23 protein-coding genes are annotated in these 24,809 nt (G+C 66.3%); 14 read left to right on the forward strand and 9 right to left on the reverse strand.

Annotated elements, in window-relative coordinates; translation table 11 throughout:
* Positions 1–60: 60 nt before the first annotated feature.
* The 8 genes from CLU87_RS22385 (at position 61) to CLU87_RS22420 (ending at position 10,107) form a co-directional block, all read left to right on the forward strand.
* Positions 61–765, forward strand: a complete 705-nt coding sequence (locus CLU87_RS22385; RefSeq protein ID WP_099732317.1) for a response regulator transcription factor — start codon at positions 61–63, stop codon at positions 763–765.
* Positions 762–2,153 carry a histidine kinase dimerization/phospho-acceptor domain-containing protein gene (locus CLU87_RS22390; RefSeq protein WP_099731866.1) on the forward strand — a complete coding sequence of 464 codons (1,392 nt, stop codon included), beginning with the start codon at positions 762–764 and terminating at the stop codon, positions 2,151–2,153. The genes CLU87_RS22385 and CLU87_RS22390 overlap by 4 nt, the downstream gene beginning before the upstream one ends.
* A 91-nt stretch (positions 2,154–2,244) precedes the next feature.
* Complete coding sequence (fba, locus tag CLU87_RS22395) at positions 2,245–3,309, forward strand: class II fructose-bisphosphate aldolase (protein ID WP_099731867.1); 1,065 nt, start codon at positions 2,245–2,247, stop codon at positions 3,307–3,309.
* 317 nt (positions 3,310–3,626) lie between these two features.
* Positions 3,627–4,352, forward strand: coding sequence for a hypothetical protein (locus CLU87_RS22400; RefSeq protein ID WP_099731868.1), 726 nt, complete (start codon positions 3,627–3,629; stop codon positions 4,350–4,352).
* A 63-nt stretch (positions 4,353–4,415) separates the two neighbouring features.
* Positions 4,416–6,014, forward strand: a complete 1,599-nt coding sequence (locus CLU87_RS22405) for a Re/Si-specific NAD(P)(+) transhydrogenase subunit alpha (protein ID WP_099731869.1) — start codon at positions 4,416–4,418, stop codon at positions 6,012–6,014.
* A 35-nt stretch (positions 6,015–6,049) separates the two neighbouring features.
* Positions 6,050–7,462 carry a Re/Si-specific NAD(P)(+) transhydrogenase subunit beta gene (gene pntB / locus CLU87_RS22410; protein ID WP_099731870.1) on the forward strand — a complete coding sequence of 471 codons (1,413 nt, stop codon included), beginning with the start codon at positions 6,050–6,052 and terminating at the stop codon, positions 7,460–7,462.
* A 94-nt stretch (positions 7,463–7,556) separates the two neighbouring features.
* Positions 7,557–9,236, forward strand: coding sequence for a long-chain-fatty-acid--CoA ligase (locus CLU87_RS22415; RefSeq protein ID WP_056068036.1), 1,680 nt, complete (start codon positions 7,557–7,559; stop codon positions 9,234–9,236).
* A 118-nt stretch (positions 9,237–9,354) separates the two neighbouring features.
* Positions 9,355–10,107, forward strand: a complete 753-nt coding sequence (locus tag CLU87_RS22420; RefSeq protein WP_099731871.1) for a 5'-methylthioadenosine/adenosylhomocysteine nucleosidase — start codon at positions 9,355–9,357, stop codon at positions 10,105–10,107.
* Positions 10,108–10,309: 202 nt separating this feature from the next.
* Here CLU87_RS22420 and corA read toward each other — a convergent pair whose 3' ends face one another.
* From corA to CLU87_RS22445, 5 genes are all read right to left on the reverse strand, one after another.
* The gene (corA, locus tag CLU87_RS22425; protein WP_099731872.1) at positions 10,310–11,296 is read right to left on the reverse strand and encodes a magnesium/cobalt transporter CorA; all 987 of its coding nucleotides are present in this window, start codon (positions 11,294–11,296) and stop codon (positions 10,310–10,312) included.
* A gap of 222 nt (positions 11,297–11,518) precedes the next feature.
* Positions 11,519–12,307, reverse strand: a complete 789-nt coding sequence (locus CLU87_RS22430; protein WP_233193841.1) for a uracil-DNA glycosylase family protein — start codon at positions 12,305–12,307, stop codon at positions 11,519–11,521.
* Between the two features lie 54 nt (positions 12,308–12,361).
* Positions 12,362–12,862 carry a ribosomal protein S18-alanine N-acetyltransferase gene (gene rimI / locus CLU87_RS22435; RefSeq protein ID WP_056068154.1) on the reverse strand — a complete coding sequence of 167 codons (501 nt, stop codon included), beginning with the start codon at positions 12,860–12,862 and terminating at the stop codon, positions 12,362–12,364.
* A gap of 22 nt (positions 12,863–12,884) precedes the next feature.
* On the reverse strand, positions 12,885–13,598 hold the full coding sequence (gene tsaB / locus CLU87_RS22440; RefSeq protein WP_099731873.1) for a tRNA (adenosine(37)-N6)-threonylcarbamoyltransferase complex dimerization subunit type 1 TsaB: 714 nt from the start codon (positions 13,596–13,598) through the stop codon (positions 12,885–12,887).
* A gap of 46 nt (positions 13,599–13,644) precedes the next feature.
* On the reverse strand, positions 13,645–14,625 hold the full coding sequence (locus tag CLU87_RS22445; RefSeq protein ID WP_099731874.1) for a DMT family transporter: 981 nt from the start codon (positions 14,623–14,625) through the stop codon (positions 13,645–13,647).
* 78 nt (positions 14,626–14,703) lie between these two features.
* Here CLU87_RS22445 and dacB point away from each other — a divergent pair, with 78 nt between their 5' ends.
* From dacB to CLU87_RS22470, 5 genes are all read left to right on the forward strand, one after another.
* Positions 14,704–16,179 (forward strand): D-alanyl-D-alanine carboxypeptidase/D-alanyl-D-alanine-endopeptidase, encoded by a 1,476-nt coding sequence (gene dacB, locus CLU87_RS22450; protein WP_099731875.1) that lies wholly within the window; start codon positions 14,704–14,706, stop codon positions 16,177–16,179.
* A 31-nt stretch (positions 16,180–16,210) separates the two neighbouring features.
* Positions 16,211–16,480: a SemiSWEET transporter gene (locus tag CLU87_RS22455; RefSeq protein WP_056743054.1), complete on the forward strand. Its 270-nt coding sequence runs from the start codon at positions 16,211–16,213 to the stop codon at positions 16,478–16,480.
* Between the two features lie 133 nt (positions 16,481–16,613).
* Positions 16,614–17,912 carry a lipase family protein gene (locus tag CLU87_RS22460; RefSeq protein WP_099731876.1) on the forward strand — a complete coding sequence of 433 codons (1,299 nt, stop codon included), beginning with the start codon at positions 16,614–16,616 and terminating at the stop codon, positions 17,910–17,912.
* A gap of 165 nt (positions 17,913–18,077) precedes the next feature.
* Positions 18,078–19,220 carry an SGNH/GDSL hydrolase family protein gene (locus CLU87_RS22465; RefSeq protein WP_099731877.1) on the forward strand — a complete coding sequence of 381 codons (1,143 nt, stop codon included), beginning with the start codon at positions 18,078–18,080 and terminating at the stop codon, positions 19,218–19,220.
* Positions 19,221–19,245: 25 nt separating this feature from the next.
* Positions 19,246–19,932 (forward strand): OmpW family protein, encoded by a 687-nt coding sequence (locus CLU87_RS22470; protein ID WP_199170864.1) that lies wholly within the window; start codon positions 19,246–19,248, stop codon positions 19,930–19,932.
* Between the two features lie 89 nt (positions 19,933–20,021).
* Here the strand turns inward: CLU87_RS22470 and CLU87_RS22475 are convergent, their stop codons facing one another.
* The 4 genes from CLU87_RS22475 to purE form a co-directional block, all read right to left on the reverse strand.
* Entirely contained in the window at positions 20,022–20,975 is a 954-nt protein-coding gene (locus tag CLU87_RS22475; protein ID WP_099731878.1) for an SGNH/GDSL hydrolase family protein, read from the reverse strand.
* A 75-nt stretch (positions 20,976–21,050) separates the two neighbouring features.
* Entirely contained in the window at positions 21,051–22,067 is a 1,017-nt protein-coding gene (locus CLU87_RS22480) for an L-threonylcarbamoyladenylate synthase (protein WP_099731879.1), read from the reverse strand.
* 14 nt (positions 22,068–22,081) lie between these two features.
* Positions 22,082–23,251, reverse strand: a complete 1,170-nt coding sequence (locus CLU87_RS22485; protein ID WP_099731880.1) for a 5-(carboxyamino)imidazole ribonucleotide synthase — start codon at positions 23,249–23,251, stop codon at positions 22,082–22,084.
* Positions 23,248–23,742 (reverse strand): 5-(carboxyamino)imidazole ribonucleotide mutase, encoded by a 495-nt coding sequence (gene purE, locus CLU87_RS22490; RefSeq protein WP_055395445.1) that lies wholly within the window; start codon positions 23,740–23,742, stop codon positions 23,248–23,250. Before purE ends, CLU87_RS22485 begins: the two co-directional genes overlap by 4 nt.
* A gap of 156 nt (positions 23,743–23,898) precedes the next feature.
* Here purE and trxA point away from each other — a divergent pair, with 156 nt between their 5' ends.
* On the forward strand, positions 23,899–24,807 hold the full coding sequence (trxA, locus tag CLU87_RS22495; protein WP_099731881.1) for a thioredoxin: 909 nt from the start codon (positions 23,899–23,901) through the stop codon (positions 24,805–24,807).
* The last annotated feature ends 2 nt before the right edge of the window (positions 24,808–24,809 follow it).

Genomic DNA, 24,809 nt, shown 5'->3' on the forward strand with positions numbered 1-24,809 from the left:
GTCTTAAAGCCGATGCTGCCCTTGTCCCGCCCCTGTCCGATGGGCTGCGACAATGCCTGCATGCGAATACTCGTGGTCGAAGACGATGCGGGCATAGCCAGTGGCCTGCGCAGCAACCTCCAGCAACGCGGCTATGCGGTGGATGTCAGCGACGGCGTCGCCAGTGCCTGGAGTGCCCTGCGCGCCGAGCGTTTCGATGCCGTGCTGCTGGACCTGGGGCTGGTGGACGGTGACGGTAGCGAACTGCTGCGGCGCCTTCGCCTGAGCCCGCCCGCCACCGGGGCCGCGTCGTCCGCCTTGCCGGACCCCTCTACACCGGTGCTGATCGTCACGGCGCGTGACCAGGTGCACCAGCGCATCGCGGGGCTGGACCAGGGCGCCGACGACTACCTGACCAAGCCGTTTGATGTGGACGAGCTGGACGCGCGCTTGCGGGCGCTGCTTCGGCGTGCAGCAGGACGGGCGTCGCCCACCATCCGTCTGGGTGATATCGAGCTGGACCCCGCGACCCGCACGGTGCGCCAGCAAGGCAACCCCGTGGAGATGTCTCCGCGCGAGTTTTCCGTGCTGCTGGTGCTGCTGGAGGCGCGGGGCCGGGTGCTGTCGCGCCAGCAGATTGAGGAACGCCTGTACAGCTGGGATGCCGCGGTGGAGAGCAACGCGGTCGAGGTCCACATTCACCACCTGCGCCGCAAGCTGGGCAGCGCCTGTATCCAGACCATGCGCGGGGTGGGTTACTTCATGCCGCAGGAGAAGCCCGCGTGAACGCGCCCGCATCTCCTCGCCCGGCGCCCGGGCGCCGCCCATCGTTGACCCGGCAGCTGCTGCTGTGGTCGTTGGGCGCGCTGGCCATCGTCTGGGGCAGCTTCGTCTTCATTGGCTACCGGACCGGTGTGCATGAGGCCGATGAGCTGACTGACGGGCACCTGGCCAGCGTGGCCGCGCTGCTGCTCAACCTGCGGGCCACCGAGGCGATGGAAGGCCCACAGCGGACCGAGCGCACCCCCACACCCTGGCTCAAGACGCACGACTATCAGCAGACCATCAGCGTGGTGCAGTGGGATGCGCAGGGGCGGGTGCTCTCGCTCACGGGCTCGGTGTCCGAGCCGCCTTTCAGCGATGCCGAGGGGTTTGCCGACCTGACACTGGGGCCCGACAAGGTGGCCTGGCGCAGCTTTTCGCAATGGGATGCCGGGCGCACCCGCAAGATCATGGTGATGCTGGAGCTGCGCGAGCGGGACGAGCTGGCGGATGACATTGCCGGGCAGCTCATTGAACCCGGCTTGTGGTTGCTGCCTGTGGTGTCCCTGGCCTTGGGGCTGGCGCTGTGGCGCGGCTTGCGGCCCCTTTATGCACTGTCGGCCGATGTGGCGGCGCTGGACCCGGCCAGCGCCCAGCGCCTGGCCTCGCGCCATGCCTGGAGCGAGTTCGAGTCGGTCGTGGCGTCGATCAATACGTTGCTGGACCGCCAGCAGGTCGCCATGGTGCGAGAGCGCCGCCTGGCCAATGAGGTGGCCCACGAGCTGCGCACGCCGCTGTCCTCCATCGCACTGCAGGCCAGCGCCCTGGCGGGGGAACTGACGGAAGAAGCCCGTGCCCAGGCGCTGGCGCGCATCGGCCAGGATGCTCTGCGCGCGGGTCACGTTCTCAACCAGCTGCTGGCCCTGGCCCGCGCCAGCCGGGCTGAGCTGCACGAAGCCAAGGCGCCCGTGGACCTGAGCGCACTGGCGCGGTCGGTGTGCGCCGACTATGCCCAGGCGGCGTGGAAACGCGGCGATGACCTGGCCCTGTCAGCCCCGCCTGCTCTCACCGTGCCCGGCCATGCGGTGTTGCTGGACATTGCAGTGCGCAATCTGGTGGAAAACGCGCTCAAGCACACGCCCGAAGGCACCCAGATCGCGGTCCAACTGGGCTCCACCGACACCGGTGGCGCGTGGCTGCAGGTGTGTGACGATGGGGCACGCCAGCAGGTGGGCAGTGCGGTGGGCCGTACTGCGGCCTCACCGGTGGACAGCCTGCACCTGGGTCATGAAATCCTGCGCCGCGTGGCGGACATCCATGGGGGGCACTTTGGTGCCGCACCTGCGCTAGCGCCCTTTACCACCTGCTACCGGTTGGATTTGCCATCGCCCTCCGTGTTGTCCCCCGGTTAAAATTGCGAGTTACGAAGCGGTTACCACCGCGTTGCCCGGTGCTACAGCGCCTCGCGCCCTCCTTCTTCAACCCACCACGGACCCCACGACCATGCCCCTCGTTTCGATGCGCGAACTGCTCGACCATGCCGCTGCCAACAGCTATGGCATCCCTGCCTTCAACGTCAACAACCTGGAGCAGGTGCAGGCCGTAATGGCTGCTGCGGACGAAGTGGGCGCTCCCGTCATCCTGCAGGCCAGCGCTGGCGCACGCAAGTACGCGGGCGAGCCGTTCATCAAGCACCTGATCCAGGCGGCGGTCGAGGCCTTCCCTCACATCCCGCTGGTGATGCACCAGGACCACGGCACCTCGCCCAAGATTTGCCAGGGTGCCATCGACCTGGGCTTTGGCTCGGTGATGATGGACGGCTCGCTGATGGAAGACGGCAAGACCCCTTCGTCCTTCGACTACAACGTTGAAGTGACGCGCAAGGTGGTGGACATGGCGCACAAGGTGGGCGTTACGGTCGAAGGCGAACTGGGCTGCCTGGGCAACCTCGAAACCGGGGATGCGGGCGAAGAAGACGGCATTGGTGCGGTCGGCAAGCTCGACCACAGCCAGATGCTGACCGATCCCGAAGAAGCCGCCGTGTTTGTGAAGGCCACCCAGCTGGACGCCCTGGCCATCGCCATCGGCACCAGCCATGGCGCCTACAAGTTCAGCCGCAAGCCCACGGGCGACATCCTGGCCATCAGCCGCGTGAAGGAAATCCACCAGCGCATCCCCAACACCCACTTGGTGATGCATGGCTCCTCGTCGGTGCCTGCCGAGTTGCTGGCCATCATCAACCAGTACGGCGGCAAGATGAAGGAAACGTACGGCGTGCCCGTCGAGGAAATCCAGGAAGCCATCAAGCACGGCGTGCGCAAGATCAACATCGACACCGACATCCGTCTGGCGATGACGGGCGCGGTGCGCAAGTTCCTGTTTGAAAACCCCGACAAGTTCGACGCCCGCGAATGGCTCAAGCCCGCCCGCGAAGCGGCCAAGCAGGTGTGCAAGCAGCGTTACCTGGAGTTCGGCTGCGAAGGCCAGGGCAGCAAGATCAAGGGCCTGAGCCTGCAGGCCGTGGCCGCCCAGTACGCCTCGGGTGCGCTGGCCCAAGTGGTGAACTGATCGTTGGCACCAGGCCCTGCGGGGCCGCTGCCCAGCCTGGCTGCTTTGTGCTGCCAGGCTTTTTTTTGCCTGTTTGCGGGGGGAGACTGGGGAGTTCCCTCTACTGCAGACAAAGGCGACAGCGACAAGATTTTCTTCATGTAAGCTCGCGGTCAGCTTGCCCACCGGCAGCGCCGCAAGAAGTGTCCGATACCAGGGCGCTTTCAACACATTTTTCACCAGCTACACCGCGCTGGTTGTTGCATGGCAGAAGCCGTCGAGGGACGGACTTGGGTGCCGTGGGATGATTGAAGGCGAATTCGTATGAACCTTTCTCTATGACTCTGACCATTTCAAAGTTCCGGCGGCTGTTGCCTGTGTTGGCTGTGACGGTGTTCACGGTGGCGTGCGCGCCCCTGACCGTTCCTCCCAAGTCCGAATATCCAGTCGGGCGTGCCCGCCTTGTACTGCCGCCGGGGGCCTGGCAGGACCTGGGCACTTCGGAGGAAACCGTTGCGGGCTCTGCAGGGCGTATTGCACTTCAGACCCGCGATGTGGGGCTGCGTAATGCGCAGGGAGACTGGCTGGCCGTGTTGCGTGTGCAGACCAACCGTGCCGGGGACCTGAGTGGTTCTCCGCAGGGCATCGGTTATTGCCCCACCCAGCAGGACGTCACCGTGGAGGATGGCGCTGCAGGGAGCCCCGTGCGTGCAGACTGTCTGCGCCTCAAGCGATGGGGAAGCAGTTCCCAGTGGCTGGACAAGAACCGGCCGGACCTTGTCGAGTGGCTCAGCACCCGCCAGATCACTCTGACCCAGCCCTTTACCTATCTGAGCTATCGCTACGTGACGGAGGCGGGTGCCTGGGTGAAGGTCGATGCCTTGGTGGACCAGCGGCTGTTGCGTCCGGCTACGCGCAATAACGAGGAGTTCCTTGTGGCGGGAAGACCCGCGCTGCAATGGGGGCGTGACCTGGCCCAGGCCGTGCGCCTGAGCTCCGGCATGGTGGACGGCCACCTGGCCATTCCGCCCTTCCCGTTCCCTGCGCCCACATCCAAACCCTAGCGCGCCAGTCCTCCCCTGCCTGGCGGCCTTGCATAACGATTACGAAACTCGAGGAGACCTCTAATGCAGACAAGCCCCGTCCCGCAGCCGCAGCGTATCGGCGTGCCCAGGGAGACCTTCCCCGGTGAAAAGCGCGTGGCCACCGTGCCCGATGTGGTGGAAAAGCTGATCAAGCTGGGCTTCACTGTCGCGGTGGAGTCTGGGGCTGGGGATGCCGCCAACTTCAGTGACGACGCCTACCGCGCTGCGGGCGCCGAGATCGTGGGCGACGCTGCCTCGCTGTGGGCTGCATCCGATATCGTCTTCAAGGTCCGCCCGCCCAGCAGCGATGAAGTGGCGCTGATGCGCGAGGGCACGACGCTCGTCGACTTCATCTGGCCCGCCCAGAACCCTGAACTGATGCAGCAGCTGGCGGCCCGCAAGGCGACGGTGCTGGCCATTGACTGCCTGCCGCGCACGCTCTCGCGCGCCCAGAAGATGGACGCGCTCACTTCCACCGCAGGCGTCAGCGGCTACCGCGCCGTCATCGAGGCGGCCAATGCCTTCGGCCGCTTCTTCAACGGCCAGATCACGGCCGCAGGCAAAGTGCCGCCCGCCAAGGTGTTCATTGCAGGCGCTGGCGTGGCCGGTCTTGCCGCCATTGGCACCGCAGCCAACCTGGGCGCCATCGTGCGCGCCAATGACACCCGTGCCGAGGTGGCCGACCAGGTCAAGTCACTGGGCGGCGAGTTCGTCAAGGTGGACTACGAGGAAGAAGGCTCGGGCGGCGGCGGCTATGCCAAGGTCATGAGCGAGGGCTTTCAGGCTGCGCAGCGCAAGATGTACGCCGAGCAGGCCAAGGACGCCGACATCATCATCACCACCGCGCTGATTCCGGGCAAGCCCGCGCCCAAGCTCATCACCGCCGAGATGGTGCAGAGCATGAAGCCCGGCAGCGTGATCGTGGACATGGCGGCCGAGCAGGGCGGCAACTGCGAGCTGACCGTGCCCGGCCAGGCCGTGGTGCGCCATGGTGTGACCATCGTCGGCTACACCGACCTGGCCTCGCGCCTGGCCAAGCAGTCGTCCACGCTGTATGCCACCAACCTGTTGCGCCTGACGGAAGAGCTGTGCAAGGCCAAGGACGGCGTGGCCGTGGTCAATATGGAGGACGACGCGATCCGCGGCCTCACTGTGGTCAAGGAAGGCTCGATCACCTGGCCTGCGCCGCCGCTCAAGCAGGCGCCGGCACCCGCGCCCAAGGCGGCAGCCCCGGTGGCCGAGAAGAAATCGAGCCACGGCACAGGCGCACCCATGTCCGCCAAGACGCTGACCATCGTTTTTGCCGTGCTGGCTGTGCTGTTCTGGGCCATCGGTGCCTACGCTCCCGTGGCCTTCCTGGGGCACTTCACGGTGTTCGTGCTGGCCTGCTTCATCGGCTACATGGTGGTGTGGAACGTCACACCCGCGCTGCACACGCCGCTGATGAGCGTGACCAACGCCATCTCCAGCATCATCGCCATCGGCGCGCTGGTGCAGATTGCGCCGCCCGATGCGGGCGTCAACGGGCGCCCGGACGGGCTGATCCTGTGGCTGGCCTTTGCGGCCCTGGTGCTCACGGCCATCAACATGTTCGGCGGCTTTGCGGTCACGCGTCGCATGCTCGCCATGTTCCGCAAGTAATCCGATAACGACAAGAACAACGAGGAGCACAGAACATGTCCCAAAGTCTCGCTACCGTGGCCTACCTGGGCGCGGCCATTTTGTTCATCCTGAGCCTGGGTGGGCTCTCCAACCCTGAAACCTCGCGCCGGGGCAACCTGTTCGGCATGGTCGGCATGGCGCTGGCCGTGCTGGCCACGGTGTTCGGCCCGCGCGTGAGCCCCGCAGGTGTGGCCTGGATCGTCGGCGCTCTGGTCATTGGCGGCGGCATCGGCCTGTATGCGGCCAAGGTCGTCAAGATGACCCAGATGCCCGAACTGGTCGCGCTCATGCACAGCCTGGTGGGCCTTGCGGCTTGCCTGGTGGGGTTTGCCAGCTATGTCGATACCTCGATTCAGCTGCAGGGTGCCGAGAAGATCATCCACGAGGTGGAGATTTATGTGGGCATCCTGATTGGTGCCGTCACCTTCAGCGGCTCGCTGATTGCCTTTGGCAAGCTCAACGGCAAGATCGGCGGCAAGCCGCTGCTGCTGCCCGGCCGCCACTGGCTCAACCTGGCCGCGCTGCTGATCGTGATCTGGTTTGGCCGTGAGTTCCTGCGCGCCGAGACCGTCGAGCAAGGCATGGTGCCGCTCATGGTGATGACAGTGATCGCGCTGCTGTTCGGCATCCACATGGTCATGGCGATTGGTGGTGCCGACATGCCGGTGGTGGTGTCCATGCTCAACAGCTACTCGGGCTGGGCGGCGGCGGCCACGGGCTTCATGCTGTCCAACGACCTGCTCATCGTGACCGGCGCGCTCGTGGGTTCTTCGGGCGCCATCCTGTCCTACATCATGTGCAATGCGATGAACCGCAATTTCATCAGCGTGATTGCGGGGGGCTTTGGTTCGGGCGCGGGCACGCCCGCCAAAAAGGGCGAAGCTGCCGAGCCGCAGGGCGAGGCCGTACCCGTCAGCTCCGCTGAGACGGCCGAGCTGCTGCGCGACGCCAAGAGCGTCATCATCGTGCCCGGTTACGGCATGGCCGTAGCCCAGGCGCAGCACACGGTGTACGAGATCACCAAGACCCTGCGCGAGAAGGGCGTGGATGTGCGCTTTGCCATCCACCCCGTGGCGGGCCGCATGCCCGGCCACATGAACGTGCTGCTGGCCGAGGCCAAGGTGCCCTACGACATCGTGATGGAGATGGACGAGATCAACGAGGACTTCCCCGATGCCGACGTGGCCATGGTCATTGGCGCCAACGACATCGTGAACCCCAGCGCGCTGGACGATCCGTCCAGCCCCATCGCTGGCATGCCGGTGCTCGAAGTGTGGAAGGCCAAGACCTCCATCGTGATGAAGCGCTCGATGGCCTCGGGCTATGCGGGGGTGGACAACCCCTTGTTCTACAAGGACAACAACCGCATGCTGTTTGGCGATGCCAAGAAAATGCTGGATGAGGTACTGACCGCGCTCAAGAGCTGACGGGCATAATTCCTCCACAATAAAAGCACGATCGTGCTGAAAAACATCGGCGTGCTTGCAGGACCCCCATAAAACCTACCAGGAGACAATCCCAATGACCGACCGCCCGTGGCTGGCCGCCTATCCACAAGGTGTTCCCGCAGACATCGACACCACGCAGTACAGCTCCCTTGTGGCGCTGATGGACGAGGCGTTCAAGAAGTACGCCAACCGCGTGGCCTACAGCTTCATGGGCAAGGACGTGACCTACGCCCAGACCGATTCGCTCTCCAGCGCGTTTGCGGCCTATCTGCAGGGCCTGGGGCTGGTCAAGGGCGACCGCGTGGCCATCATGATGCCCAACGTGCCCCAGTACCCGGTGACCGTGGCGGCCGTGCTGCGCGCGGGCTTTGTGGTCGTCAACGTGAACCCGCTGTACACGCCGCGCGAGCTGGAGCACCAGCTCAAGGACTCGGGCGCCAAGGCCATCGTCATCATCGAGAACTTTGCCACCACGCTGGAGCAGTGCATCGCGCACACGCCCGTCAAGCACGTGGTGCTGTGCGCCATGGGTGACCAGCTCGGTCTGCTCAAAGGGACCCTGGTCAACTACGTGGTGCGCAACGTCAAGAAGATGGTGCCCGCCTACAACCTGCCGGGTGCGGTGCGCTTCAATGACGCCGTGGCCCAGGGCACGCGCGGCACCCTCAAGAAGCCCGACATCAAGCCCGACGACATCGCGCTGCTGCAGTACACCGGCGGCACCACGGGCGTCAGCAAGGGCGCGGTGCTGCTGCACCGCAACGTGATCGCCAACGTGCTGCAGTCCGAGGCCTGGAACGAGCCCGTGATGAAGAAGGTGCCCGCAGGTGAGCAGCCCACCAGCATCTGCGCGCTGCCGCTGTACCACATCTTCGCGTTCACGGTGAACATGATGCTGAGCATGCGCACGGGCGGCAAGACCATCCTGATCCCCAACCCGCGCGACCTGCCTGCGGTGCTCAAGGAGCTGTCCAAGCACACCTTCCACAGCTTCCCGGCCGTCAACACGCTGTTCAACGGCCTGGCCAACCACCCGGACTTCAACACCGTCAACTGGAAGAACCTCAAGGTCTCGGTGGGTGGTGGCATGGCGGTGCAGGGTGCTGTGGCCAAGCTCTGGCTCGAAAAGACGGGTTGCCCCATCTGCGAAGGGTATGGCCTGTCGGAGACCAGCCCTTCGGCCAGCTGCAACCCCACCACCAGCACCGAATACACCGGCACCATCGGCGTGCCGCTGCCCAGCACCTCCATGAAGCTACTGGACGATGAAGGCCGTGAGGTCACCACGCTGGGCGAGCCGGGCGAAATCGCCATCAAGGGCCCTCAGGTGATGGCCGGCTACTGGCAGCGCCCCGATGAAACCGCCAAGGTCATGACCGAAGACGGCTACTTCAAGTCGGGCGACATCGGCGTGATGGATGCGCGCGGCTTCTTCAAGATCGTGGACCGCAAGAAGGACATGGTGCTGGTCAGCGGCTTCAACGTGTACCCCAACGAGGTCGAAGAAGTGGTGGCCAACTGCCCTGGCGTGCTCGAATGCGCCGTGGTGGGCGTGCCCGACGAAAAGACCGGCGAGGCTGTGAAGCTCGTGATCGTGAAGAAGGACCCGGCGCTCACCGAAGCGCAGGTCAAGGAGTTCTGCCGCCACGAGCTCACGGGTTACAAGCAGCCCAAGGTGATCGAATTCCGCACCGAGCTGCCCAAGACCCCGGTGGGCAAAATCCTGCGCCGCGAACTGCGCGACAAGAAGTGACGCGGCCTGCTGGCACGTCACAATCCCCAGGCGGCTTCGGCCGCCTTTTTTGCGACCGCGCTGCCCAGGGTGGCGCGGGTGTTTTGTGTCCCCATGACATGACCCCAAGGACCTTTGCATGAGCACTGCCATCCTGAGTGCGCTGCCCGAAGAACAGAGCTCGCTGGTGCAACAGCTGGCGCACCCGCAGCGGCTGATGCACGCTGGCCGCGCGTTCTGGCGCGGAGAGCTGCACGACCGCCCGGTGGTGCTGGCGCTGTCGGGCATCGGCAAGGTGGCTGCTGCCACCACGGCCACGGCCTTGATCGAACATTTTGGGGTGGCGCGCATCGTCTTCACGGGCGTCGCGGGTGGTGTCGGCGATGGGGTGTACCGGGGCGATGTGGTGGTGGCGCAAGACTATGTGCAGCACGACATGGATGCCTCGCCGCTGTTCCCTCGGTGGGAGCTGCCGGGATACGCACGCACCCGCCTGGCGTGCGATCCGGTACTGACTGCTATGCTTTTGGAAGCTGCCAACCTATGCGTCACTGACGCAAGCGGTCTCTGGGGCTTGAAAAATATTCATGGGGGTGCCCATCGGGCGCACCAGGGCCTAGTGGCCAGCGGCGATCGTTTTGTGGCCACCGCACAAGAGTCCGAGCGCCTGTGCACCTCCCTGCGCGCGGCCGGGCACGATGTGCTGGCCGTGGAGATGGAGGGTGCCGCCGTCGCCCAGGTGTGCCATGACTACAGCCTGCCCTTTGCCGCGGTGCGCACCATCTCCGACCGCGCCGACGACGCAGCCCACGGCGACTTCGCCCAATTCGTGCAGACCGTGGCCAGCCGGTACGCCGAGCACATGGTGCTGTCGTTCTTACAAAAACTATGAAATTGATAGCGACTAAGGCATGTTGCACTAGCGCTTGCGGCAGATTTTCCCTCTAAAGAGCACTCCACCGCATCCCATTTGCCGTTCGATACGATGCGCTGAAACCGGCGCAATGTATCTACCAGCGCCACCGCGGAACCGGCTTTGCCGGGCCGCTGGAGGCGTCCCCCCTCGGGGGGAAGGCGCGCAGCGCCATAGGGGGCTACTTCAACCAGCCCCGCTTGCGGAAGTACCACATGGGCCCGAGCGCGCTCGCCAGCATCAGGCCCAGCGCATACGGGTAGCCCAGCGACCAGTCCAGCTCGGGCATGAACTTGAAGTTCATGCCGTACACGCTGGCGATCAGTGTGGGTGGCAGCAAGGCGACGCTGGCCACCGAGAAGATCTTGATGATCTTGTTCTGGTTGATGTTGATGAAACCGACCGTGGCGTCCATCAAGAAGTTGATCTTGTCGAACAGGAACGCCGTGTGGTTGTCCAGCGACTCGATGTCGCGCAGGATCTGGCGGGCTTCCTCGAACTGCTCGGAGTTGAGCATCTTGGAGCGCATCATGAAGCTCACGGCGCGGCGCGTGTCCATCACGTTGCGGCGGATACGACCGTTCAAGTCTTCCTGGCGGGCGATGGCGGCCAGCACCTCGCCAGCGCGGGTGTCGGTCACGTCGCCGGCCAGCACCTGCTTGCTCACGGCCTCCAGCTCGTCGTAGATGTTCTCCAGCGTGTCGGCCGAGTATTCGGCGTCGGCGTCGAACAGCTTGAGCAGCACTTCCTTGGCGTCTTCAATCAGCCCGGGCGCGCGGCGCGCGCGCATGCGCAGCAGGCGGAACACGGGCACGTCTTCATCGTGGATGGAGAACAGCACGCCCCGGCTTTTCAGGTTGGTGTTGTGCTGGTTCAGGATGAAGGCCACGCGCACCGAACGGGGGTTTTCGTCGTCATCGATCAAGAAGTCGCTGCGGATGTGCAGCTCGCCGTTGTCTTCCTCGTAGAAGCGGGCGGATTCCTCGATGTCCTCGTCCATCGCATCCTCGGGGATGGACAGGCCGTAGTGCTGCTTGATCCAGCGCTTCTCTTCGAGCGTGGGGGCTTCCAGGTCCACCCAGATCGGCTGGAACTTGGTCAACTCTTCCAGGGACTCGATTTCTTCCTGGAACAGCCGGCCATTGGCGAGCGTAAAGATGTTGAGCATGGGCTCACTCCCTTGTTTTTTGGCGTCTGCGGTGTGGGGGTAGGGGTGCTTTCAACCCCACAGCAGTCAAATGCGCCGGGAGCTGAAAGCTACCAACTCGGGTAGGTTTCCAAGGAGCTGTCTCCGTAAAAATTAGGCAAGCGGCGGATTATGGCACCGGGCGATGATCTCGCCGGTCCGGCGGGGGGCATGGAAGGGGGCTGGGGCCCTGCCAACAGGCTCTCAGCCCTCGGCCTCGGCACTGCGCACCATGGCCAGCGCCCGGCACAGGTCGGCCCAGGCGGCGGCCTTGTTGTCTTGCGAGCGCAGCAAAAAGGCGGGGTCGTAGGTCACCACCGCCGGGCAACCGGCCAGCACATGCGGGCCCGCGCGCAGGCGGCCCAGGGGCTCGGTCCGGCCCAGCGCCGCGCGTGCCGCCACATGACCCAGCACCAGCACCATGGCGGGCTGCAGCTGGGCCACAGCATCGGCCAGGCTGGCCGGGATGTCGGCGCTGGCTTCCGTGCCGGGCGCAGACCGTTCCAGCGCCGCCAGGAACACGCGCGGGTGCCGGTGCAATTGCATGGCCCGCAGCATGTTGTCGAGCAAGCGGCCCGCATCGCCACCCAGGGGCTCGGCGGGGGTCAAGCTCTCGGCCACGATGAGCCAGCCCCGGCCCAACCCGGCGGGCGTTTGCGCCGGGTCGGCGGCGGGGTAGAGCGTCTGGCGTGGGTGCAGCCGCAGGGCGGGCGCGGCCGCGCCTGTGGTGGCAGGTGCAGGAGTCGGAGCCGGCGGTGCGCTGCGGCTGGTGGTGTGGGCTGGTGGCGCTTGAGGGCGCTCGGCGAGCGCAGGGGCCGGTGTCTGTGGTTGTGCGCGCGGCGGCGTCATGGCAGGTGCCGCCACGGCCGCAGGATCTGCTGAGGCGGTTGCCGGGGGCTGGGCGCTGGCCTCCTGGGCGGGGGATGGGCCCCACACGGTGACCCCCATTTCTTGCAGCATGGCGCGCTGGCGCGCATCGAGGTGGAGGCTCATACGGAAAGAAAACAGGCCATCGGTGGTTCAGCAGGTACGGGGTGCGGTGCGCGGTCAGAGCGCCAGGCTCATGACCACGGCATCTTCGCGCTGTCCGTGTGCTGCGGGGTAGTAACGCTTGCGGTCGCCCACGCGGCGGAATCCGTGGGTCTGGTAGATCTGCTGGGCGCGCAGGTTGCTCGCCCGCACCTCCAGCCACAGCCATTGTGCACCGCGCCCGCGTGACCACAAGGCCAGGGCGTCCAGCAGCACGCGGGCCCAGCCCTGGCGCTGGTATTCGGGGGTGACGGTGATGTTGAGCAGGTGCACCTCATCCACCCCCATCATGGCCACAAAGTAGCCCAGCAGATGGTCGTCCGCCATCAGGAGCTGCGTCTCGTAGCCAGACGCCATGGCGTCGGTGAAGTTGCCACGGGTCCAAGGGTGCGAATAGGCGCGCTGCTCCACGGCCAGCACGGCATCGAGCCGGGCCAGGGTCAGGGCCTCAAAGCGCGCCTCGGGGCGGTTTTGGCTGGCATCGGACGGCGATGTGGAGGAGGTAGGCAGTGCGCTCATGCTGGATTCGTTCACCCTTTTTTCAGGGCGTCACAGCCGCCTGGGCGGCGCGCAGTGCGGCGCGTTCAGCGGTGGTTTGCGCCACTTTATCGCGGATGTAGCGGGGCAGGGCGTCACCAGCGGCCACGGCATGGCCCGCTGCAATCAGCGCGGGCGCCAGGCGCAGCAGGGCCGTGGCGGTGGGCAACGCGGTGACGTGCGTGGCGGTCGGTGCCAGCCGGTCGCCATAGGCTGCGCGGGCATTGCCGGCTACCGTCCAGCCATCGGGTGGCTGCACCGACTCGGGCGCCCCCAGGCCAAAGTCTTCGTCTGCGCGCCAGCGGGCTTCGGCGGGCAACCATTCGCAGCGCGCGTGGTAGACCTCGTCCATGCGGGCATCCAGCACCGCCACCACGTGGGTACAGCCGTGTTGCTGGCGTGCTTCCTCCGCCACGGCCAGCAGGGTGTCCACGGGCAATACCGGCACGCCCTGACCGCCCTTGGCGCCAAAGGCCAGCCCCTGGGCCACGGCGCAGGCGGTGCGCAGTCCGGTGAAAGAGCCGGGGCCGCGCCCGAACACCACCGCATCCAGCATGTCGAAAGTCAGGCCCGCCTGCGCCATCAGCGCACGCACGGCGGGGATCAGCGCCGCCGAGGCCTGTGCGCCCCCCGGCCCCTGGTGCTGCCAGACCCCATCGCCATGCTGCACGGCGATGGAGAGGGTGTCGGTGCTGGTGTCAAAGGTGAGCAGATTCATGGGCAGGGTCGGAAGATCTTGGGTGGCGCGGTCGGTGAGCAGGCGCTCAGGAGGTGGCTGTGGCTGGGGTGGACGGGGCCTGGCTTTTGCGCAGCACGCCCAGGAGGATACCGGCGGTGACCAGCAGCAGGCCGGCCACCAGATTCCAGTGCATCGGCTCGTCCAGGAAAATCACCGCCCCCATGGCGGACAGACCGGGCACCAGCGCCGTGATCATGGTCGAGCGTACGGGGCCGTAGTGCTGGATCATGCGCGTGAAGCCAATGCCGGAGACCACCACGGAGCCACCGCCCTGGAACAGCATCTGGAACGCGATCTCGCTCCACGGCGCCTGGGCCAGATGGCTGGTGACCGCACCCAGCCAGACCAGCAGCGCGTAGCTGGGCAGGTACACCACGCAGGCAAACGCGGTGATGGCGATGGTGGCCTGCACCGCATCGACCGCGTGGCGCCGCGCCAGCACGCTGTAGGTGGCCCAGGACGACGCGGCCAGCATGAACAGCAGGTCGCCCTTCCAGACGTCCCCGCCCGAAAACGCCGCCAGCAGACTGCGCCCGCCCACCAGCAGGTCGCCCGCCACGATCAGCGCCAGGCCTGCAGCGCGCAGCGGCGTGATGTGGTCGCGCAGCAACCAGGCGGCCAGCAGCGCCGTCCACAGCGGCAAGCTGCCCGGCATGAGCACCGCCGCATGGGTGGCCGGTGCATGGAAGAACCCTGAATAGGCCAGCAGTGCGTACAGCAGCCCGCCAAAGCTGCCCAGCAGCGCCGTGGTGCGCAAGGGCAAGGGGGAGATGCCTGCCAGGCTGGACGGCGGTGCCGAGGCCCCCAATGCCGTCTGGCGCCGTCGCACCATCCACCAGCCCCAGGGCAGCAGCACCAGGCTGGCGCCCACGATGCGCAGCAGTGCGATGTCGAACGGGGTGAGCGTGCGCTGGGCCGAGGCGCGGGCGATGATGATGAAGCCCGTCCAGATGGTGACGGTGACCACGGCCGCCAGCAGGCCGATGGTGCGGGGAGAAAAACGCATCGCGCGATTATCGGCGCCCGCCGCATGCCGTGCTGGCGCGGGGCCTGGTGCGGGTGCGCGGGCGATAGACTCCCCGCCATGTTGTCTGTTTCTGCTCTTTGGCGCCGCCGTGTGCTGCGTGGTGTGGTGGGTTGTGCGGCTGCGTGGCTAGTGGCTGCAGGCGGGGCGGGCCTGGCGGGGGCGCAGACGGGCGGGCCGCCTGCTGGCTCGCTGCCGCCCGAGGTGGAGGCCGCCCTGGCGCGCGCCAGGCTGCCGCGCGAGTCCCTGTCGGTGGTGGTGGTGGACGCGCAAGCTGCCGGCAAGGCCAGCCCGCGCCTTGCGCACCGTGCCCAGGTGCCTGTGAACCCCGCGTCGGTGATGAAGCTGGTGACCACCTATGCAGCGCTGGAGCAGCTGGGCCCCGCCTACGTCTGGAACACGCCGGTGTATGTGCAAGGCACGGTACAGGACGGCAGCCTGCGGGGCAATGTCTACATCCAGGGCCAGGGCGACCCCAAGCTGGTCATGGAGCGGTTGTGGCTGCTGATGCGGCGGCTGCAGGGCCAGGGCATCCAGGTCATCGTGGGCGATATCGTGCTGGACCGCACGGCGTTCGACGTGCCGGACCAGGACCCGGCACGGTTTGATGGCGAGCCGCTGCGGCCCTACAACGCCTCACCGGACGCCCTGCTGCTCAATTACAAATCGTCGGTGATGACCTTTGTGCCCGATGCGGCCGCCGGCCTGGCGCGCGTCCAGTACGACCCGCCTCTGGCTGGAGTGCAGCGCCAGCCCACCGTGGCGCTGGCGGCGCCAGGCGCCGACTGTGGTGACTGGCGGACCGCCCTGCGTGCGGAGTTGTCGGACCCCTCGAAGGTGTCGTTCCAGGGCGTGTACCCCGCTGCGTGTGGCGAGCGGGTGTGGCCGGTGGCGGCGGCCGACCCGCGCGGCTTTGCGGCGCGGGCGGTGGAGGGCATGTGGCGCGAACTGGGCGGCAAGCTCACGGGCAGCGTGCGCGACGGCAAGGTGCCCCCGGGCCTCAAGCCCGCGTTTGTGGTCCCGTCCCCTGCGCTGGCCGAGGTAGTGCGCGACGTGAACAAGTACAGCAACAACGTGATGGCGCAGCAGGTCTTTCTGACCCTGGCGCTGCAAAAAAGCGGCGTGGCCACATTCGACGGCGCCCGCGAGGTGCTGCGCCAGTGGTGGCAGGCCCGCATGGGCGATGCCGACCTGCCGCAGGTGGACAACGGCGCCGGGCTCAGCCGCGACGCCCGCCTGACCGCACAGGCCCTGGCCCGCATGCTGCAGGTGGCGTGGGTATCGCCCGTGATGCCCGAGCTGGTGGCGTCGCTGCCGATCACGGGCGTGGACGGCACGCTGCGCCGCAGCCAGAGCCGTGCTGGCACCGCCCACCTCAAGACGGGCAGCCTGCGCGACGTGATGGCCGTTGCAGGCTATGTGCATGCCGCCAGCGGGCGCCGCTATGTGTTGGTGGCGGTGGTCAACCACGCCAATGCAGGGGCAGCGCGGCCCGTGCTCGACAGCCTCATCGACTGGACGGCGCGTGAGCAGTGAATAATCGCTGCTGCCCTGCGTTTTCCCCACCATGCAACTCCATGAACTGATCGGCTACCTGGCCGCCTGCCTGACCACCTGCAGCTTCGTGCCGCAGGCCCTGCACACCTTTCGCACGCGGGACGTGAGCGGTATCTCGCTGGGCATGTACAGCGTCTTCACCGTGGGGGTCGCGCTGTGGCTGGCCTACGGCCTGGCGCTGGCGGCCTGGCCCATCGTGGTGGCCAATGCCATCACCCTGGCCCTGGCCGGCACCATCCTGGGCATGAAGCTGGTGTACAGCGCACGCCGTCCTGACTGACCGGGCGGGGCCGCCCTGGCGCGCTGTCGCCTAGGTGTCTGGCGAGGCATGGCCTCCCGCGTTATCCCCTATGGATGCTGCAGCGCAGGTGCGCGCACGATGCGTCGTTCTTCACTGACCGAGGTATCCATCCATGACCTATTTCCGCCTTACCTGTGTGGCCGCTGCGGCGGTCCTGCTTGTCGCCTGCGGTGGCTCTGACGACCCGGCGCGCGGCGCACTGATTGACCCCCCCGCCACGCTCACGACGCTCACCGTGGCGCAGATCGACGCGGCCACGGCCAGCAGCGGTCTGCAGGCGATCAGCGGCAAGGCCAAGTGCGATGTGAAGGTGGTGTCGCTGAACTATGCGACCGTGGGGGCCAAGAGCGGCGAAAACACCAACGCCTCGGGCGTGATGCTGGTGCCAGCCGGCAGCTGCACCACTGCAGCCCCGCTGGTGGCCTATGCCAAGGGCACCGATGTGCAAAAGCCCCGCACCCTGGCCAACCCGCAGGACAGCGAAACCTTCCTGCTAGCGGCCATGTACGCCGCGCAGGGCTATGCCGTGGTGGCCACCGACTACCTGGGCTTTGCCAAGTCGGGCTACAGCTACCACCCCTACTTGCACGCGGATTCAGAAGCCACATCGGTCATCGACTCGGTGCGCGCGGCACGCAATGCGGCAGGCACGGTGGGGGCCACGCTGTCGGGCAAGGTGATGTTCACCGGTTACTCGCAGGGCGGCCACTCGTCCATGGCAGCGCAGCGCGCGGCCGAGCGGGACTACGGCAACGAATTCAATGTGGTCGCGGGCGCGCACTTGGCCGGCCCCTACAACCTGTCGGGTTCGCTGCGCATTCCCGACGCGATCGCGGGCGTGCAGTTCTTTGTGCCCTACCTCGTCACCGCCTGGCAGAAGGTCTATGGCAACGTCTACACCGACGTGAAGGACGTGTTCAAGGCGCCGTACTCCGGCTACATCGAGAACCTGCTGCCCAACCCCACGCTCAACTACACCACCCTGGTGACCACGGGCACGCTGCCCTCGGGCACACCCAACCAGGCGCGTGACGCGCTGTTCCAGTCGGCGTTCATCACCGGCTCCCAGACCAGCGCCACCCACCCGCTGTACCTGGCCGCCAAAAAGAATGACCTGCTGGGCTGGACCCCCAAGGCGCGTGTGATGCTGTGTGGCGGTGCTGGCGACCCCACCGTGCCGCCGGCCGTTCACATGGTCGTCATGAAAGCCGACTTTGACAGCCGGGGTGTGACGAACGTCAACACAGTCGATGTGGACGCTGCCATCCAGGCCACCTACGGCCCTGGCGGCAAGGCGCCCACCGACCCTAACTCGGCAGCCTTTGCCACCTACTACGGCAGCTACCACGGCACCTACGAGCCACCTTTCTGCCACGCGCAGGCCAAGGCGGTGTTCGACACCGTCAAATGACAGCCGTGATGCCTGTGTGAAGCGCTGAACGAGCCCCACAGGCTTTTAGAACCCCACCCCTAAGCCCCACCGGTGTTTACCCGGTGGGGCTTTTTTGCGTTGGCGAATATGATTCTTGAGAAATAGCACGGTCGTTCTATTTTTACGATAACAGGAGTGATACCGATGGTTTTTCAGCGCAAGGCTTTGTGGGTTTCTCTGGCGGCAGCATCGCTGCTGCTGGCGTGTGGGGGCGGCGGTGCCGACACTTCGCCGGTGGCGCCCATCAAGACCGTCAAGGTCATGGGTGACAGCATTGCCGACAGCGGCACGTTTGGCTTCAAGTTCACGGTGCAGGGCAGTGCCCCCACAGGCCCGGCGTCCACACCCATCTGGCCCGAACTGGTGGCCAGCAGCTACGCAAACACGCTCTGTCCCCGCTATGTATCCACCGGCAGCGCTTTCAACAGCGCGGCGGGTTGTACTAACTACGCCATTGGCGGCGCGCGCATCAACAACTTCACGGCGCCTGCGTCGCCTGTCTCCATCGTCAAGCAGCTGACCGATGCAGGGGCTGACGGCTTCAGCGCGGGGGACCTGTTGCTGATCGACGGTGGCGGCAACGACGCTGCGGACCTCATCGGTGCCTACCTGTCGGCCTCCAAGGATGGCGGCAAGACCTTCGGTGCGGTGCTCTCCACCCTGTTGCCTGCGGCCACGGTGAACGCCGGCCTGGCGGGCGGTGCTACGGGCCAGGTCCAGGTGGGCGGCGCCTACATGGTGGCGCTGGCTGACAAGTTCCACGACGCGATCGAAGCCAATGCCTTGAGCAAGGGCGCGCAGCGTGTGGCGGTGCTCAACATGCCCGCCATCGACAAGACGCCGCGTCTGCAACAGGTGCTCGGTGGCATCACGGCGTCGGCCGGCGCCGCCGCCAGCGCGCAAGTGCAGGGGCTGCTCAAGGCTTGGCTCGAAGCCTTCAACGCCCAGCTGGCCAAACGTTTTGCGGGCAATAGCAAGGTGGTGGTGGTGGACTTCTACACCTCGTTCAACGACCAGGTGGCGAACCCCGCACAGTTCGGGCTTACCAACGCCAAGAACACCGCGTGCCCCATCACCGGCCAAGGTGCTGACGGCCTGCCCACCTACACCTTTCCCACCTGCACGGCAGCAGCTTTGTCGGCACAGACGCCGCCCGCAGGCGCCACGGGCGGCGCGGACTGGTGGAAGACCTATGCGTTCTCCGACAGCTTCCACCCCACGCCGTATGGCCACCAGCTGGTCAGCCAGTTGGTCTCGCGTTCGCTGGCCCGCGCGGGCTGGCTGTAATTGGCTGTTGAAGGGTTCAAATACCATGCAAAACAAAACCATCACCCCTTCCCTGGCTGGCGCTGTGGCCGCACTGGCGCTCTCCTTGTCCGGTGGCGCCCAGGCGCAAACCGCTGGCAGCTGGCTGGTGCGCGCCGGCGCCACGCAAATCTCGCCGCAGGTCACCAGTGGCGACCTGTCTGCGCCCAGCTTCACGGGCACCAAGGTGGACGTGCATGCCGACACGCAGCTGGCTGGCGGCATCACCTACATGCTCACCGACCACTGGGCGGTGGACGTGCCCCTGGCACTGCCTTTCAAGCACAACATCATGGGCGCCGGAGCCATCGGCGGCGTGGGCAAGATCGGCGAGGTCAAGGTGCTGCCCATGACCGTGTTCGCGCAGTACCGCTTTCTGGAGGCCAATGCCCGGGTGCGGCCCTACGTGGGCCTGGGTGTGACCTACGCCAAGTTCTTCAAGGAGCGGGGCACCGCCGCGTTGACCGGTCTGACCGGCGGCAGTCCCTCGCGCCCCACCACACTGAGCGCTGAATCGCGGTTTGGCCTGACGCCACAAGTGGGCGTGAGCATTGCGCTGAACGACCAGTGGTCGCTGGACGTGGCGTACTACAAGACCTTTGTGAAGACACGCAACACGCTGTCCACGGGCCAGACCATCGACGTCAAACTCAACCCCAACGTGGTGGCATTGGGCGTGGTGTATCGGTTCTGATCCGCACAAGGTGGCAGACCAGCCGCCCACAAAAAAAAGGCCGCCCCGAGGGCGGCCTTTTTGTTTTGGGGCGCCTGCAGCGCTCCGTCTTACCAGCGCGCGCGCAGGCGGTCGTAGGCGTAGGTGCCAAACTGGCGCTGGGCCGATGGCGTGAGGTACACGCTGTCGGCAAATACGAACGAGGTGGCATTGGCACCCGACAGCAGCGTGGAGGACGTGCACAGGGCCGAGTTGACCTGGCCTGCGCCAATGCCGATGCCGTTGTTTGCGTCCACCGACGTGCACACTGCCGCCGTGGAGTTGTTGAAACCATAGTTGCCCGGCACGCTGGTGTACAGGTTCACGTAGTAGGCCGAGTCCACGTACAGCACGTTGGCGCCCAGGTCCACGATGCCCACCAGCAGGCCTTCGTTGAAGCGGCTGCTGGCGTTGCTCAGCAAAGCTTCGCGGCCGATGGTCTTGGCCCAGGGGGTCTTGCTCAGGTCGTAGGTGCCGGTCACCACCACATACTTGGCGCCCGCCGTCACCAGGCGGCGCACCTGTGCAGCCAGGTCCTCCCCAGCCTTGCGGGCGGCGGCCACCATGGCGTCCTGGGTCTGGGTGCCTGCGTTCACAGCGGCCATGCCGGCGATCACGTCGCTGATACCGCCGCTCACGATCACCACGTCGGTGGCCGCAAAGCTGCCACTGGCCAGAAAGGTATCGATTTGTTCGGTGACGGTCCGGGTGCTGGCATTGCCTGTGGCGTCGGGCTTGGCACTGACGCGGGCGTTGCCAGTGGCGTAGCTCAGGCCGCCTGCGGAGACCGGGGCGAGCGACTTGCCGTAGTTGGCCACCAGTTGCAGGGTCCAGTTGTTGACGCTGCCGTCATTGACGGTGTAACGCGAGCCGTTTTGCCCCACATCGTTCATGGCGTCGCCGAACGCAATAAAGCGCTGGGGCGAGATGGCCGATTCGGTGGTGCTGGAACCGCAGGCCGCGAGCAACGCGGCCGACGCACATGCGGCGACCATGATGGTGCGGCGCATCCAATTTGCTGCCATGTATTTCTCCAGAAAAGTGGGGGGTAGTTTAACGACGCAAAGTCAACGGATGTAAAGCGGCGCCATCGTGCCGGGTCAGGCGGCGGAGGCGCGCTGCAGGCGGTCGCGCACGCCCTCCCAATCGGGGCTCGCCGGCGGGGTCTCGATCCAGATCAGCTTCACGCCCTCGTCGTCAAAACCGCGCAGCACGGCGAACAGCTGCTGCGCCGTGGCAGCCGCGTCATCGGGCATGCGCCGCATGACCAGCTTGGAGGACCGACTGCGCAACGCAGTGCGGGCATAGATCGCAATGTGGGCGGCATCGGTACCCAGCAGGTCCAGGCTGGTCTGCAGTGCCTTCGCGTCCATCAGCCGCACCTTGGCGCTGGGGGCATAGTGGGCCTCCAGCGTGCCCGAGGCGCGGGGTGTGGCCGTGGGCAGGTCTTCCTTGGACAGCGGGGCCATGCCGCAAGCGGCCGCAATCTGCGCCCGGGTGATGGCGCCGGGCCGCAGCAGCACCGGCACACCGCGCGTGCAGTCCACGATGGTGCTTTCAATGCCCACATCGCAGGGCCCGCCGTCCAGCACCAGCAGGTCGGAGCCCAGCTCGTCCTGCACATGCTGGGCGGTGGTGGGGCTCACGCGGCCAAAACGGTTGGCACTGGGGGCTGCAACGCCCCACACGGGAGGGCCGCCGGCCTCGTTGCTGTCGCCAGCGGCTGCGCAGGCCACCAGCAGTGCGTGGGCCACGGGGTGCGCGGGGCAGCGCAATCCCACGCTGTCCTGCCCGCCGGTGGCGGCGGTGGCTACGCCGGGCAAGCGCGGCAGGATGAGCGTGAGCGGGCCGGGCCAGAAGGCATCAACGAGCTTTTGTGCAAAGCCGGGCACTTCACTGGCGAAATGCGCAATGCCCTCGGCATTGGCCACGTGCACGATCAGCGGGTGGTCGCTGGGCCGCCCCTTGGTGGCAAAGATCTGCGCCACGGCGGTATCGCTGCTGGCATCGGCTGCGAGGCCATACACCGTTTCGGTGGGGAGACCCAGCAGGGCGCCGCTGCGCACTGCGCGTGCAGCGGTGGCGATGGCCTGGGGGTCGTTGCCGTCGAGAATCATGGAAACAGTCTGGCTCAGAAGGGCTCGATGCCCAGCAGCGCTGCAGCCTGCAGGGCCGTGGCGCGCGCAGCCTCGGGGGTGGCGGCGGTGATGTTCAGGTGCCCCATCTTGCGGCCGCGCTTGGCGTCGCGCTTGCCATACAGGTGCAGGTGGGTGCCGGGTAGGGCCAGTACCTGGGCCCAGGGCGGGGTCTGCTCCGCGTCGCCGTGGGCAAACCACAGGTCGCCGAGCAGGTTCAGCATGACGGCGGCGCTGTGCTGGCGCGGCTGCGTCAGCGGCAGGCGGGCCATGGTGCGCACCTGCAGCTCGAACTGCGACACATCGCAGGCGTTCTGGCTGTAGTGGCCGCTGTTGTGTGGGCGCGGTGCGATCTCGTTGACCACCAGGCTGCCGTCCTGCAGCACGAAGAACTCCACGCACAGCACGCCCACATACTGCAGGCCTTCTGCTACAGATTTTGCAGCGGCTACCGCTTGATCCACTAGCGCTTGCGGCAGATTTCCTTCATGAACCTCGGTCACGGCCAGGATGCCGTCGCGGTGCAGGTTGCGCTGCACCGGCAGGTGCACCATCGTCCCATCGGCACCACGCGCCACGATGACGGAGCATTCCAGCTGCAGCGGCAGCATCTTCTCCAGCACGCAGGCCACTTGGCCGACCGAATCCCAGGCGGCGGCCAGATCGGCGGGCGTCTTCACGCGCACCTGGCCCTTGCCGTCGTAGCCCATGCGGGCCGTCTTGAGGATGCCGGGCAAAAGGTGGGGGGATACGGCGGCCAGTTGCTCTGCGGTTTCGATCACGGCATAGGGCGCGCAGGGCACGCCGCAGGCCACAAAGTGCGCCTTCTCGCGTGCACGGTCCTGCGCCACCGACACAGCGCTGGCGGCGGGCGACACGGGGCGTTGCGCGGCCAGGGTGGCCAGTGCAGCGGCGGGTACGTTCTCGAACTCGGTGGTCACCGCATCCGACAGGCGGGCCAGCTCCGCGAGGCCCTGCGGGTCTTCGTAACCTGTCTGGATGTGGTGGTGGCTCACCAGCCCGGCAGGGCTGGTGGGGTCGGCATCGAGCACGGCCGTGAAGTAGCCCATGGCCTGGGCCTGGTGGACGAACATGCGGCCCAGCTGGCCGCCACCCAGAACACCCAACGTCGATCCGGGGAGCAAGGGTTGCATGGCGGCGCTCATGCAGCGGGCGGCAGGGTCATGTTGCGGGCCACTTCCGTCTGCTCGGCGCGGAAGGCTTCCAGGCGCTGGCGCAGCTCGGGGCTCTCATTGGCCAGCAGGGCCACGGCAAACAGGGCGGCGTTGGCCGCACCGGCGGTGCCGATGGCAAACGTCGCCACGGGGATGCCTTTGGGCATTTGTACGATGGAGTGCAGCGAATCCACACCCTGCAGGTGGCGGCTGGCCACGGGCACGCCCAGCACGGGCACGGTGGTCTTGGCGGCGATCATGCCGGGCAGGTGGGCAGCACCGCCGGCCCCGGCGATGATGGCCTTCAGCCCCCGGCCGGCGGCGGCCTCGGCGTAGGCAAACATGTCGTCGGGCATGCGGTGGGCCGACACCACGCGGGCCTCGTGCGCGATGCCGAACTGTTCAAGGATTTGCACTGCATGCTGCATGGTGTCCCAGTCGCTGCTGGAACCCATGACCACGCCGATCTGGATGGGTTTCATGGTGTGGAAGGTGCTGGCCGGCAGGCCTTGCCTGCCCAGCCGCTGTAGGTAGAACCCGCGATTTTACTTTTTGCGCCTCCCTGGCGGGTGTGGGGCTGTTTCGATGGGCCAAAATAGCGCGCAAACCGCTCCATAGGCCTCGGGCCCCACACCATCATGATTGACGTCACCGTAGAGAACTTTGAAGCCGAGGTGGTTGCCGCCTCGATGAACGTGCCCGTGCTGGTGGACTTCTGGGCGCCCTGGTGTGGCCCCTGCAAGTCCCTGGGGCCGGTGCTGGAGAAGCTGGAGACGGAATACGCGGGCCGCTTCAAGCTCGCCAAGATCGACTCCGACCAGGAACAGCAGCTGGCGGGCATGTTCGGAATCCGCAGCATTCCTACCTGCGTGCTGCTGATGAACGGTCAGCCTGTCGATGGTTTCATGGGCGCCTTGCCCGAAGGCCAGGTGCGCGCCTTCCTCGACAAGCACGTCCCCACCGCTGAAGAGATGGTGGCCGAGGCCGAGGAAGAAGAGGCGCAGGAAGCTCTCGCCGGAGGCGATACCGGCACCGCATTGGAGAAGCTGCAGCATGCCGTCGTGACCGACCCCGCCAACGATGACGCGCGCTTTGACTACGTCAAGCTGCTGCTGCAGCTGGGGCGCGAGGACGATGCCAAGGTGGCTTTTGCTCCCGTGATTGCCAAGGCCGCCATGTCGCGCAAGCTGGGGGCCCTCACGACCTGGATGGATGCTCTTGATTTTGTAGCGTCTGGCGCATATGACGCTAGCGCTGAGGCCGAATTTGAGGCAAAAATTACCGCGAACAAGCGGGATTTCGACACCCGCTATGCCCGCGCCCGCTGGCTCATCACCCAGCAGCGCTGGACCGACGCCATGGACGAGCTGCTCGAAATCCTCATGCGCGACAAGGCGTGGAGCGAAGAGATCGCCCGCAAGACCTACGTCGCCATCCTCGAACTGATCGAGGCACCCAAGCCCAAGGTCGCCGAGGGCCAGATCCCGCCCGAAGACCCGGTGGTGGCCACCTACCGCCGGCGGTTGTCGAGTGTGGTGCTGAGCTGAGG

The sequence above is a fragment of the Acidovorax sp. 59 genome (assembly GCF_002754175.1).
Taxonomy (GTDB): Bacteria; Pseudomonadota; Gammaproteobacteria; order Burkholderiales; family Burkholderiaceae_C; genus Acidovorax; species Acidovorax delafieldii.

Coding starts and splice junctions, on each gene's coding strand:
- CLU87_RS22465 (WP_099731877.1), top strand. CDS start 18,078: ATGGTTTTTCAGCGCAAGGCTTTGTGGGTTTCTCTGGCGGCAGCATCG.
- dacB (WP_099731875.1), top strand. CDS start 14,704: ATGTTGTCTGTTTCTGCTCTTTGGCGCCGCCGTGTGCTGCGTGGTGTG.
- CLU87_RS22455 (WP_056743054.1), top strand. CDS start 16,211: ATGCAACTCCATGAACTGATCGGCTACCTGGCCGCCTGCCTGACCACC.
- CLU87_RS22405 (WP_099731869.1), top strand. CDS start 4,416: ATGCAGACAAGCCCCGTCCCGCAGCCGCAGCGTATCGGCGTGCCCAGG.
- pntB (WP_099731870.1), top strand. CDS start 6,050: ATGTCCCAAAGTCTCGCTACCGTGGCCTACCTGGGCGCGGCCATTTTG.
- CLU87_RS22445 (WP_099731874.1), bottom strand. CDS start 14,625: ATGCGTTTTTCTCCCCGCACCATCGGCCTGCTGGCGGCCGTGGTCACC.
- CLU87_RS22480 (WP_099731879.1), bottom strand. CDS start 22,067: ATGATTCTCGACGGCAACGACCCCCAGGCCATCGCCACCGCTGCACGC.
- rimI (WP_056068154.1), bottom strand. CDS start 12,862: ATGAGCGCACTGCCTACCTCCTCCACATCGCCGTCCGATGCCAGCCAA.
- trxA (WP_099731881.1), top strand. CDS start 23,899: ATGATTGACGTCACCGTAGAGAACTTTGAAGCCGAGGTGGTTGCCGCC.
- tsaB (WP_099731873.1), bottom strand. CDS start 13,598: ATGAATCTGCTCACCTTTGACACCAGCACCGACACCCTCTCCATCGCC.
- CLU87_RS22400 (WP_099731868.1), top strand. CDS start 3,627: ATGACTCTGACCATTTCAAAGTTCCGGCGGCTGTTGCCTGTGTTGGCT.
- CLU87_RS22460 (WP_099731876.1), top strand. CDS start 16,614: ATGACCTATTTCCGCCTTACCTGTGTGGCCGCTGCGGCGGTCCTGCTT.
- CLU87_RS22430 (WP_233193841.1), bottom strand. CDS start 12,307: ATGAGCCTCCACCTCGATGCGCGCCAGCGCGCCATGCTGCAAGAAATG.
- CLU87_RS22415 (WP_056068036.1), top strand. CDS start 7,557: ATGACCGACCGCCCGTGGCTGGCCGCCTATCCACAAGGTGTTCCCGCA.
- CLU87_RS22470 (WP_199170864.1), top strand. CDS start 19,246: ATGCAAAACAAAACCATCACCCCTTCCCTGGCTGGCGCTGTGGCCGCA.
- CLU87_RS22420 (WP_099731871.1), top strand. CDS start 9,355: ATGAGCACTGCCATCCTGAGTGCGCTGCCCGAAGAACAGAGCTCGCTG.
- purE (WP_055395445.1), bottom strand. CDS start 23,742: ATGAAACCCATCCAGATCGGCGTGGTCATGGGTTCCAGCAGCGACTGG.
- CLU87_RS22385 (WP_099732317.1), top strand. CDS start 61: ATGCGAATACTCGTGGTCGAAGACGATGCGGGCATAGCCAGTGGCCTG.
- corA (WP_099731872.1), bottom strand. CDS start 11,296: ATGCTCAACATCTTTACGCTCGCCAATGGCCGGCTGTTCCAGGAAGAA.
- CLU87_RS22475 (WP_099731878.1), bottom strand. CDS start 20,975: ATGGCAGCAAATTGGATGCGCCGCACCATCATGGTCGCCGCATGTGCG.
- fba (WP_099731867.1), top strand. CDS start 2,245: ATGCCCCTCGTTTCGATGCGCGAACTGCTCGACCATGCCGCTGCCAAC.
- CLU87_RS22485 (WP_099731880.1), bottom strand. CDS start 23,251: ATGAGCGCCGCCATGCAACCCTTGCTCCCCGGATCGACGTTGGGTGTT.